Raw genomic sequence first — 10,969 nt, 5'->3', positions numbered from 1 at the left:
CTTCAATCAATTTAATGCTCCAAAACCAATCCCTGTACTATGGCCAATACCTACATTCCAGATAAATGCTATTTGCTCATTTGATCCTTTGACAAGTACTGGACATACATTCGCCCTGTTTTTGACACCCTTATAATTAATCAACTTAGTATGAGCAGATCTATAATCTTGATCAAATGCGATAGAAAGCCCGGCAGAGTCTATACCTGCTAATTCCAACTTTCTAACCATAGATTGAGTTAAGGCCTCACTACTTTCAGGATCATCATATAGACAATGTTTGACTCGTTCACCTTCCTTAACTTTTACCAAGACAGGGCTTGCCACATTAAAACATTCTGATCCACCTGAAAAACATGGAGTTTGTTGAATTCGAATTTCTTGGACGACCATTCCGGCAAATAAAGACGGCTCTTCTATAATACCCTGAATGATTTTTTTCAATAGAATTTCGTCAAATGCGCTGATAAAAAAACTAGCTCCTTTAGGAAAACACAGCCCTTCATTCCCTTTCCTCCCTCCTTGGAGCCAAGAAAAAGAATACATTGAAGTACTTCCATGATAATCATTCTGCTCACCTATCCACTTGTGGATTGTTCCAACCAATTGAGGGGTGTGGCCAAAACTTACCCCCTCCTTATTAGCACATGTTTTTAGATATATTCTCATAATTCCTTTTGATGATTTATTAGTTGACTTCAACACAGCCAAACCCCAGCGCATTCTTACTTCCAAAGCCTCCATAATATCCCAACTCCTGTATTATCACCGGAGCACGGAGCAAAAAGTCAAACTGATAACCGATTACCTTGATCGGATTATCTTCTAAAGCCTTTAAGGTGATCCCCTTCTTCTTTGGCCGAGACTTCAATTCAAATTCCATCTTAGGATAATCCGCTTCCAGTTCCTTAAATGACAAGGATGTATCAAAACTCATCAGTCGCTGGATCAGGTTGTTTTCAAAAACCGGCTTAAACCGAACGTCATCGGGCGAAAGGTAATCCGCTCCACCATCTTCTCTGGAACAACTCAAAAATACCGGCGATAGACAGCTGTAGGTCATCTCCTCCTTAAAATCCACCCTTTTTGCCCCATGGATCTGATGGATCTCATAATCCACTTGGCTGATCCTGTCTCCAATGCTTAAACGTTGGTTTAAAAATAGTCCCTTGATAAAACCTTCTGCAGCCCTGTCAATGGCAAACCGAATATCCAGGACAGCATTTTTACCTGTATGCTCAATCCGATTATGACCTTTAGGTATTTTATAGCGATCAAATGTTAAAAAGGAAAAGGTGAAAGGTTTATACTTTTTGTTTCTGAAAGCATACCCTTCCTGGTGTAAAAAATGACTATATACCGGATCTGCTTCTTCAAAAATCCGATATATAGCTGAGGATAGTTCGTATTGGTAGTTTAAAGGAAGAAAGTTATTGTTACCCATCTTATGCAAATGGACCAAAAACTGCATCATAATAATTTTGGGTTTAAAGACTTAATGCTTTGACTTGCCAATATAGTTAATCTAAAAAACCAAAAAAATACCGTAAAGAGGGTATTTTTTATGCACCTGCTTCTAAATTTAATGGTTAATTATTAATTGGTTAATGGTTAATTAGGGAGATGGACTACCGGTGCCTGAGCTTGTCGAAGGCAAAGGGGACGGTAATGGTTAATTGTTAATTGTTTAATTGTTAATTGTTAATTAGGGAAAGTTTCAATAGGTTATAGGGTGGAATGGGCGAATAAATAAACATAGCTGTCCAACAAAAAAATAGGCTTGTCAAATGTTTGTGACAAGCCTACTTTGAATAAATAAACACAATTACAGACTAAGCTTAAAGCCTCCATTGACCACAAAGCCATCAACGGGGGCATAAATATCCCTGAATTGAGGATCGCTAATATTGCCGGTGTATATGGTATCAAACCTGGTCTGACGGGTATCCAACATGTTTTCAAAATTCAAGAAAAGGGAAAAATACTTTCCGATTTTCTTTTCAGACATGATACCCATGATCCAATAAGACTTCCCCGTACTGCCATCAGAAAGCTTTTGGGGACTGAAATAATACGCTTCCAGACCGATCCAGAAATCTCCATGTTTTTCATACATCAATACATTGTTCAGTCGGTGTTTGGCCACCAAAGGGTATTCGGTTGCTTCATTGTCATAATGTTCCTTTACATCAGCATAAGTATAGCCTACGAACAGTTTGAAATCATGGTAAGTCCATTTCATATTGGCTTCCAAACCTTGGGTATTGATATACCCACTTGGCTGGGTGAAGGCATACATGCCGTTGTTGTTGGATTGTAAAAGCATCGGATCATCGATCTGTGTATAAAACAAAAGTGCATTTGTACTTAAGCTTAAATCACCCGATACTTGCCATTTGTAATTGACGTCCAAATTAATGCCTGTAGAACGTTCGGCACTGGTTTCAGAAAAGTCTATGGGAAGAATATTCCGAAAGTGCAGTCTTTCAGTATCTTCGGTGAATTGGGTGGGTGTTTTATACCCGAGCCCCCCTCCTGTCCTGAAAGTAAGGCTTTCATTGGGTTCAAATAACAATGAAAATCTGGGAAGCAGGTATGAGCCATACTGGCTTTGGTAATCCCCTCGCAAGCCTGTTTCTAAGGTCCACTGAGTAGCCATGTTCCAGGTGTTTTGGACAAAAGCTCCGGTAGTGGTATTGGAAAATCCCAGGTCATTCTCGGGATCCCCCTGCCTTTGATCAAATTTTTCAGTCCATAGATTTCCCCCTACAATCCACTCCATCTTTTTACCAAAAGTGACATAGTTTATTTCCGAGAAGGAGGAAACCTGCTTTCCGCTGAAAATATAATCAGGTATGGCTATAGACCTGTCAAAAAAACTGATACTGTTTTTCACCTGAATGCGAGAATGATCAGAAAAACGATGGGTTGCATCAAACTGGGTAGAAAGGCGATCCGTTTCATTGGATTCAAAATAACCGGAGGCTGTTTTGCCTTCGATATAATCCATATTGCCTCCAAGCCTATCTTCGGTAGTAAAATTAAAACCAAGATTTATTTCCGTTGCTTCATCAAGGTACCAAAACATGCGAGGGTTGATGGTATAGCGTTCAAATTCAGGAATGGCCGTGAGTCCTATGCCTGCCGGATCATAGGCTGTCCCTTTGTTGTAAGAGGCAAAAACCGTGGTTCCAATTTTACCGTACCTTTCCGAGTAAAACCCACTGAGATCCAATCCTAAAGCCGAGGTCCCGTTGACCATAAAATTTAATTCTCTGTCTTCTCCGGGGGTTTTGGAAATTAAGTTGACCAAGCCTGCAATGGCTCCTCCACCATACAGGGTAGAAGAAGCCCCTTTAATTACTTCTACCTGCTTGAGATCAAGAGGGGCAATTTGCATCAGGCTTAAGCCTCCCGAATAACCGGAATACAATGGAAGGCCGTCTCTAAGTAATTGGGTGTACTTCCCATCCAGGCCTTGGATTCTGATACTTGAATTGTAACTGGTGGCTGAAGTTTGTTGGGTCTGAATCCCTGTGCTTTCATTCAATAGCATACGGATATCACCCGGCTTCATGTTTCCTTTTTCCGCCAGTTCCTCCCCGGCAATAACTTCTACCCTCGTAGGAACATCTTCTATGGTTCTGCCACTCCTGGTGGAAGTGACCAGCACCTCTTCCATCTCCTCATGGGCATGCCCCATCCATAAGTTCAGCTCACCTTCCATTGGAAAAGACTGCTCCAATTCCATGGATTCATATCCTAAATGGGTCACCAAAACTGTATAAACTCCATCCGGTATTTCATCTATAGCAACTTTTCCATTTATGTCGCTGGATGCTCCTTTCTCCAATTGTGGAAAGTATACGGAAACGCCAAATAGGGCTTCCTTTGACTCTTTGTCTTGAATTGTAACTGTAAATGTATTTTGTGCCAAAGCAGAGCCATAAAGGCAAAGCAATAACAGTACTGTGACAATGTGTTTCACGGTTATTAATTAATAGTTAATTGAAAAATTATAGTTGGTAATTAAAACCAGAAATTAAGCAATGGCTATTCCTTCTAGCTTATCTAGTTGCATGGATATTTAACCCTAATAATAATTTTGAGACTTTAGCTACTGATTATTGATTCCTATTCCGGTTCATTTTTGGCCATTGATCCTAAAACAAACCAAAAAGATCAAGGCTGTAGGTAAATATTAACACAATATGAATATAGCAGTGACCCTTATAAGCCCAATACTTGGTTATTTCAAGGGAATAAACTCTTGGAAAAACCACAAGAATAAAATGAATTTGGCGGTACTGTTGCTCTTTTTCCTGCAACAATAATGACAAAATATTTATTTGTAGAGGTCTGGTTTAAATTACCTTTATGTAGATAAGATGCTTAAGCCTTTGGTGGCTTGAAAAAGGATTTGACGAGAATAAAAGGCTTGAATTCCGATCTAATTCCGGAAATTGTTCCATTGATCTCCTGAAAAGTTAAAGCAGGAAATTCAACTTGCTGAAGTATAATACCCGGACAATGGCCACAGGTAAAGAAAGGGGAACATAATCCCGATCCGGGAAAAGCTCCTTGTACAGGTTCATCAGCACAAGAACCTACCTCATCCACACAACTTTCTGAAGGAGGGCAACAAGGAAGAATGGATAGAGAAAGCACAATAGGGATCATAAGGGCAATAATTAGCCTTCTGATAAAAAATTGCTTTTTGTTCTTTTGTTCCATTTTTTGTTTGCCAACAATTGAAAATAAATACTTTCACATAATTTATTTTGCCTGCCAAAGTTATCCAATTCTATTTCTTTAAAAAAGTATTATGGGATAAACACTTTGATATAATGATAGATAATTAATAGCTCCAGCAACATTGGATTGTCCTTAATAGCTTTAGCCCGGTCTGCACTTGAAACCTAACACAGGACCTACGCTATCAATATTAGGATCAAACAAGCTGATATTTTTAAAGTAAAAGTGCTGTTTGAAGATTTCCTCTTTGCAAAGCAAAGCCATAACCTCCAAACAGCTTCATTTATGTTAAAATAGGAAAAAGCATTAGGTCCTTATTTCTCTTCTCATAAAAAGGTAATAAGAAAAGGCAAAGCAAAGCAAGGTAGCAGCAATAAGCCCCGTTAACTGTGGCCAAACAATCATAAGGCTATCCCTAATAGAAAGTGGTGAAGGAATGGCCCCGGCCATTTGTTCCATGGTAACCGGTCCCAAGCTTCTCACAGAGGGCATCAACAAGGTCGTAGTTGCATCTGCGTATAGTTGACTTGGTGCCAATCGAAGAAAGTTCAATATCATTTCATTGAGATGCATTACTTGCAATTGAGACAATTCACCGGAACCTGAGGTAAGCATGGTAACCACCATATTAACAACAATCTGATAGAACACAGTGAAAAACAACCAGACTCCAATTGCTGTTAGTGCGGAAGTTGATGCCTGCTTAAAGACAATGGAAAGTAAAATAGACAGACCAAGCCAAAAGCCTACATAAACAGTACAGAGTACAATAAAACATAGTATTCTTATCAGCTCTTCGATTTCTATCATTACACCTGTAATGAGCATTCCTCCTCCGATCATTAATAAAGAGAGCGATAGCAACAATGTCCCCACCAATAGGAGTGAACTTACAAATTTTGACAAGAGCAAATTGTCTCGATAAATAGGCTGGGCCATTATTCTTGTCAGTGTACCGTTTTGTTGTTCTGAATTAATGGCATCAAAGCCTAGGCTGATTCCCAAAAGGGGGCCTAAAAAATTAAGAAAAACATGAAACGGTGGCAATGTCCCCTCAGTGGTGGTCAGTATTTTAAGGTATAAGAAAAGGGTTTCCAAATCTTTGACCTTGGCCACAGTATCTTTTATATTGTTCATGGCCACTGCAGTTGCTCCCCAAAAGGTAAGTACAACGAGCACCAATAGTATTACAAACCTCCAACTACGAATATGACCGGCTATCTCCTTTCTTACCAATATCCAAAAAGGGTTCTGCTGCTTTTCATCGCGCACAGAAGCATTAATATCCAACGCATTTATGATTCCTTTCATTGATCTATATTCTCCTTTATTGTGTTTTCAAAATACTTTTGATAAATATCCTCCAGTCCATATTCTTTCTTTTGAACTCCCATGATAGGATACCCTTTTTCCACCAAAAACCGGACAATATCAGGGGTGACATCCTCACTCCCTGAGATCCATGCATCATGAGCTTCTACTGAAATTTCCCTAATTGAGGGGAACTGAAGTAATTCCGTCTCATGCTTCCAAGGTAGGTCAATGGGGTTTTTAAAAGTTACATTTACCTCAAAGGATTTTCCTGTAAAAAGACGGCTAGAAAGCGAAGCAATATCCCCTTCTATCAAAAGCTCCCCATTCACAAAAATCCCAACCCTATCACAAACCTGCTGCACTTGGTGGAGGTGGTGTGATGAAAGCAATACCGTAAGTCCCTTTTCCCTACTTAACCGTAAAATCAGGGACAGAAATTCCTTAACCCCACTCGGGTCAATACCTAAAGTAGGCTCGTCCAATATTACCACCTGAGGTTTTTTAATCAACACTTCTGCCAACCCCAGGCGTTGCTTCATACCTCTTGAATAGGCCGCTGTTTTCTTGTGAATGGCCTCTTCCGGCAAGCCGACCATTTCCATTACGGCTTTCGCATCTTTTTGGACTTCACTACGTGGGATACCGTTCAATTCACCGATATACATCAGGTTTTCCAAGGCCGTCATATTATCATAAAACCCCACATTGTCCGGCATATACCCCACCACTTTTTTTACAGCTAGGGGATTTTTAGTTGAATTTACACCACAAACGTGGGCCGTTCCGGCACTCGGCTCTGTTAACCCCATCATCATCAGTATAGTGGTGGTCTTTCCGGCACCATTTGGGCCCAATAAGCCAAATATTTCCCCTTTGTTAATGGTGAGATCCAATTCATTAACCGCAGTGAAAGTCCCATATTTCTTTGTCAGGCCTTTCAGCGCTATTACCTGCTTATCCATGACCTATTTATCTTCTTCCGAACTTTCGAATCAATACATAAACAAAACCAACTGCAATCAATATTATCAAAATACCAATTCCACCGGACAATAGAGATGTTTTCACCGTCACCCTATAGGTTGCTGTACTTGTACTATCTGAGTTTTTGGCAGTAAACTTACTTACATAATCTCCTGCCAAAGTTTTATTAGGAACTGATAAAGTAGCAATCACATCTGCACTTTTTCCAGGCTCAAGCTCTTCCAATTCAGAGGGGGAAAAGCTTACCTCCCATTTTGATGGAGTATTCGAAGTAAGCGTAATTTCATTTAAAGGAAGTGAACCTGTATTGATAACTTTTAAGTGAATTTCAGTGTTTTTTCCCTCTGTAATCTCCCCACTCAAACGCCCGGAAGGGGTAGTTAGCTCTAAATCATAGGCTCCTTCTACAACTGCCTCAAGATCCAAATCCATTGAGTCGTTATCAGATTTTGCATGTATAGGGAAGGTATACTTGTCTGGAGCTGCATCATGAGCAGGTTTCACCTCAACATTGATACTTTCGGATTTCCCGGGTTCCAAATTAATGGAGGTGACTTGACTTCCTCTGGCCTTGAAAACAAGCCTCCAGCCCTTCGGAGCTTCAGCGCTGAGTTCATAAACCTGTGTCTTGTTAGCGTTGTTTTTCAGGGTAGTCTGAAAACGGAAAGTCTCATTAACAGGAGCCTCAATATTAAATAGTCGTGCAGTAAAAGAGGATTCAGACTCTGAATTTTGGGCTGAAACTGTAGTTGATATAATGAAAAACAAAAGGACTAATGACAATGGAGAAAACCATTTCTTGCCCCTTCTGAGGCCTTTTTTTTGTAAATAAACGGCTGACATAATAATAAATAAATGAAGTTTATAAATTAAATTAATAAAATTAAAATCTTAGTCTATTTATCCTATGATAGCTATTCTGATAGCGGCTTCAATTTTAAAATGGATGGAAAAAAAATACAAGCAATTAACTTTTTTTAACAATTCCCCACATAAAAATTGCTCAATTCCTTTTGCTATAATTTTAAGAAAATTGTCTTGTAGGTTATTAGGGTTTTCAACATACCATTGTTTAAATTTAAGGCCATGACTGAGAAAAGTAATCTTTTAAATTCTGAATTTAACCTACTCAACCAAAATTGGGAAAAGCTGGTTTTGATAGGTTTTTGCACCCTGTTTTCTATCCTTTTCATAAATCTTTACACCCCTTTCAGGATAGATCAATGGGAAGCTGACCAAGGATTGTCCCAATTTATCAGACTTTCAGGGTTTGGAATTATCGGTGGAATTGTTCTGAGTCTTTCCCAGTTCGTCTTAAAACCTTTACTTTTAAGAAGGGAACCTATAGTGATTTATTTTATTTACTGGACGTTGCTAGAAGTTTTGGCCCTTGCCCTTGTTTTCTATGGATTGTATGGCAGCCATGGTACCTACTTCTTTTCTGAATATTTTATCAGTCTGAAATATACTTTTCTTGGCTTATTGATTCCCTATACCTTGGCTTTATGTTTCATCTTCATTTTCCACAAACAAAATGAAAGTCAAAATTCGCAGGAAACGATCAATAACATCAATAAGATCATAAGCTTAAAAGATGAATATGGAAACCACAGGTTATCTTTAAAATCATCTGATATCTTATTTATCGAAGCTGCAGATAACTATTCCATCATTTACTATAAAGATAGTGATGCAATCAAAAAGGAGATGCTTCGGAATTCTTTAAAAGCCCTGTCTGAACAACTTAAAGACTACCCCATAAAAAGGTGCCATAGATCTTTCCTAGTCAATGTGCAAAATGTAAAATTGGCAAAAAAAGCTTCTGGTAAAGTCAGCCTGCACCTGGAAGGCAGTGCGTCAATTGTCCCTGTATCACGCAAATTCACCCCTGAGTTCGATCATTTATTGCACTAATACCTGTCATTCACCCCTGAATAGGGGCTTAAAACCCTATTTTTCATACAGCACCTGAAAGGCACTTACCTTTGTTTCATTATGTATAACCAAAAACATTATATCATGAAAAATTTAAGTGCATTATTACTCTTATTATTTGCTGTAACATTATTTAATCAAGAGGTGAAGGCCTTTGAAATCCTTTCAAAATATGAAGGCACATGGGCATACGAATGCTATGATGCTCCATATCCCTATCACGAAGGCACTGTGCTTATCGCAAATAAGGACAAAGCTACCACAGTAAAGGTTACTTTTAAAAATGGGCAATCCGTTTGGGGAAAAAATGTAAATGTAAAAGATGGAAATTTATCTTTTGAGGTATACGTGGAAGGAAACATGGTAAAAACTGTACTGGAACAAAAAGGCGAAAAAGTGATTGGAAAGGCCAATTCACCTGAGGGAGTGATGGATGTGGTGATTAAGAAAAAGGTAGAAAAATAAGCGATTCAAGGTATTACTTGAAAATAAAATTAGCCCAAAGTCTCTAAGCTTTGGGCTAATTTTATTATATAAAGAAAAGCCGGTATTTAAACTTAATTCAGGAAAAAACCTCAATTAAAAATTTTCTATCCTTACCGAGTAAAACAACATTGTCTTAATGTATTCTGTCAGATTCGCTGGAATTTTGTTATCTTTTAAAGTAATTATAATTTTTATTGCTGAAAATTAAAAAGAAAGGAGGTGAAAATAAAAAAATAAATTCACCTAACCAACCGAAACAACTTTAATATAATTTTTTTCGAAAAAACAACTTTGAACACAACTTACCATTAATAAAATTGATTATAATATAAAAATTATTAACGAACAATCGGGGCTACTTTAATAAATACTTTTTTCTCGTGGTTAACAAAAGTAAAATAATTTCCATGGGAATCAAAATTTAAGATATATTTATCCAGTATAACTTCTTTTGTTGCTTCTTTATTCCTTTTTACTGAAATTAACCCTTTAAAAGGAAGATGAGTCGAATCTCTTTGATATATATGATGATGTATATAAATATTATTATTACTTGTTACAGAAACATTTTTTACAAAATCATTTAAAAATGAATTTCTTTCAAATTTAGACATTGCTCTATAACTTATTACTCCATCATCATACCCTCCTCGAATTTCATAATTTTTATATTTGGATGGATCTAACTCTATACCATTCAATTCTTCACCTTTTGGTGTAAAGACCCTTACTGAATTATTTATATCCTCAAAAATATATATTTTATTTTTCACTGATGAAATTTTAACTTTTAAGGCCGGATAGTTTAATTTTATTTTATTAATTGTATTTGTTATCCCATTGTTTAAATTGATTAGAGTTAAACCATATTCATATTTATCACTAATATTAATCCACAGCAAAATCAATTCCTCCTCGTTCAATCGAGTCATAGACTTCACCTTTTTCCTCGATTCTAATTTAAAATATTTCCTTGATACAATATCACCATTATAATCCATAATTATCACACTATTATCATTTTGCAAAAAGTAAATTTGGTTTTCATATAAATGAAACTCTTCGGTAGATGTCGTGAGAATGGATGGCCCTAAGTCACTATTGCCATATGCTTTATTCAATGATTTCTCCCAAAGTATATTTCCATTCTTTTGTATTGCATAAAAGTCACCAAGCATCGCCACAAAGACATAAAAAATACCATATCTATACCCGCCTTGAAAATTAAAACGATGATATTCTTTTTTCTTCACAACAGTTGTTATATCAACAGAGTCAACTGTTGGAGAAAAATCATTATTTAAAGATGTATCATTTCTTTTACAAGAAATTAAAAACACAACTAGAAAGGATATAATTCTAATATTTATCATGAAAATTTACTTATTTATCATCCCTAAACACACCTGACTTGAATGAATAACATCTATCATTATTAAATTCATTAAAAAAATTACAAATACTTATACGACGTATAATGAACAATAATTTGGTT

General features: G+C 37.1%; 10 protein-coding genes. 2 read left to right on the top strand and 8 right to left on the bottom strand.

Features of this window, described 5'->3' with window-relative positions; all coding sequences use genetic code 11:
- Positions 1-6 precede the first annotated feature (6 nt).
- The 7 genes from cas6 (Q4534_RS04410) to Q4534_RS04380 all read right to left on the bottom strand — a co-directional run bounded on the left by cas6 (Q4534_RS04410) (position 7) and on the right by Q4534_RS04380 (position 7,896).
- Complete coding sequence (gene cas6 / locus Q4534_RS04410) at positions 7-669, bottom strand: CRISPR-associated endoribonuclease Cas6 (protein WP_303611958.1); 663 nt, start codon at positions 667-669, stop codon at positions 7-9.
- Positions 670-688: 19 nt separating this feature from the next.
- Positions 689-1,474: a CRISPR-associated endoribonuclease Cas6 gene (cas6, locus tag Q4534_RS04405; RefSeq protein ID WP_303611957.1), complete on the bottom strand. Its 786-nt coding sequence runs from the start codon at positions 1,472-1,474 to the stop codon at positions 689-691.
- Between the two features lie 351 nt (positions 1,475-1,825).
- Positions 1,826-3,988, bottom strand: a complete 2,163-nt coding sequence (locus tag Q4534_RS04400; RefSeq protein WP_303611956.1) for a TonB-dependent receptor — start codon at positions 3,986-3,988, stop codon at positions 1,826-1,828.
- A 404-nt stretch (positions 3,989-4,392) separates the two neighbouring features.
- Complete coding sequence (locus Q4534_RS04395) at positions 4,393-4,734, bottom strand: hypothetical protein (protein WP_303611955.1); 342 nt, start codon at positions 4,732-4,734, stop codon at positions 4,393-4,395.
- A 327-nt stretch (positions 4,735-5,061) separates the two neighbouring features.
- Positions 5,062-6,066 (bottom strand): ABC transporter permease, encoded by a 1,005-nt coding sequence (locus tag Q4534_RS04390; RefSeq protein ID WP_303611954.1) that lies wholly within the window; start codon positions 6,064-6,066, stop codon positions 5,062-5,064.
- Positions 6,063-7,031 (bottom strand): ABC transporter ATP-binding protein, encoded by a 969-nt coding sequence (locus Q4534_RS04385; protein ID WP_303611953.1) that lies wholly within the window; start codon positions 7,029-7,031, stop codon positions 6,063-6,065. The genes Q4534_RS04390 and Q4534_RS04385 overlap by 4 nt, the downstream gene beginning before the upstream one ends.
- Positions 7,032-7,038: 7 nt before the next feature.
- Entirely contained in the window at positions 7,039-7,896 is an 858-nt protein-coding gene (locus Q4534_RS04380; RefSeq protein WP_303611952.1) for an NEW3 domain-containing protein, read from the bottom strand.
- Between the two features lie 243 nt (positions 7,897-8,139).
- Here Q4534_RS04380 and Q4534_RS04375 point away from each other — a divergent pair, with 243 nt between their 5' ends.
- Both Q4534_RS04375 and Q4534_RS04370 read left to right on the top strand, forming a co-directional pair.
- Positions 8,140-8,967, top strand: coding sequence for a LytTR family DNA-binding domain-containing protein (locus tag Q4534_RS04375; RefSeq protein WP_303611951.1), 828 nt, complete (start codon positions 8,140-8,142; stop codon positions 8,965-8,967).
- Between the two features lie 105 nt (positions 8,968-9,072).
- The gene (locus Q4534_RS04370; protein ID WP_303611950.1) at positions 9,073-9,453 is read left to right on the top strand and encodes a hypothetical protein; all 381 of its coding nucleotides are present in this window, start codon (positions 9,073-9,075) and stop codon (positions 9,451-9,453) included.
- 359 nt (positions 9,454-9,812) lie between these two features.
- Here Q4534_RS04370 and Q4534_RS04365 read toward each other — a convergent pair whose 3' ends face one another.
- On the bottom strand, positions 9,813-10,847 hold the full coding sequence (locus Q4534_RS04365; RefSeq protein WP_303611949.1) for a hypothetical protein: 1,035 nt from the start codon (positions 10,845-10,847) through the stop codon (positions 9,813-9,815).
- Positions 10,848-10,969: the final 122 nt, after the last annotated feature.

The organism is Cyclobacterium sp. 1_MG-2023, assembly GCF_030546805.1.
Taxonomy (GTDB): domain Bacteria; phylum Bacteroidota; class Bacteroidia; order Cytophagales; family Cyclobacteriaceae; genus Cyclobacterium.
The sequence above is the reverse complement of the archived record's forward strand: the minus strand, read 5'-3'. Positions and strand labels throughout refer to the sequence as shown.

Coding starts and splice junctions, on each gene's coding strand:
- cas6 (WP_303611958.1), bottom strand. CDS start 669: ATGAGAATATATCTAAAAACATGTGCTAATAAGGAGGGGGTAAGTTTT.
- cas6 (WP_303611957.1), bottom strand. CDS start 1,474: ATGATGCAGTTTTTGGTCCATTTGCATAAGATGGGTAACAATAACTTT.
- Q4534_RS04395 (WP_303611955.1), bottom strand. CDS start 4,734: ATGGAACAAAAGAACAAAAAGCAATTTTTTATCAGAAGGCTAATTATT.
- Q4534_RS04390 (WP_303611954.1), bottom strand. CDS start 6,066: ATGAAAGGAATCATAAATGCGTTGGATATTAATGCTTCTGTGCGCGAT.
- Q4534_RS04385 (WP_303611953.1), bottom strand. CDS start 7,031: ATGGATAAGCAGGTAATAGCGCTGAAAGGCCTGACAAAGAAATATGGG.
- Q4534_RS04380 (WP_303611952.1), bottom strand. CDS start 7,896: ATGTCAGCCGTTTATTTACAAAAAAAAGGCCTCAGAAGGGGCAAGAAA.
- Q4534_RS04375 (WP_303611951.1), top strand. CDS start 8,140: ATGACTGAGAAAAGTAATCTTTTAAATTCTGAATTTAACCTACTCAAC.
- Q4534_RS04370 (WP_303611950.1), top strand. CDS start 9,073: ATGAAAAATTTAAGTGCATTATTACTCTTATTATTTGCTGTAACATTA.
- Q4534_RS04365 (WP_303611949.1), bottom strand. CDS start 10,847: ATGATAAATATTAGAATTATATCCTTTCTAGTTGTGTTTTTAATTTCT.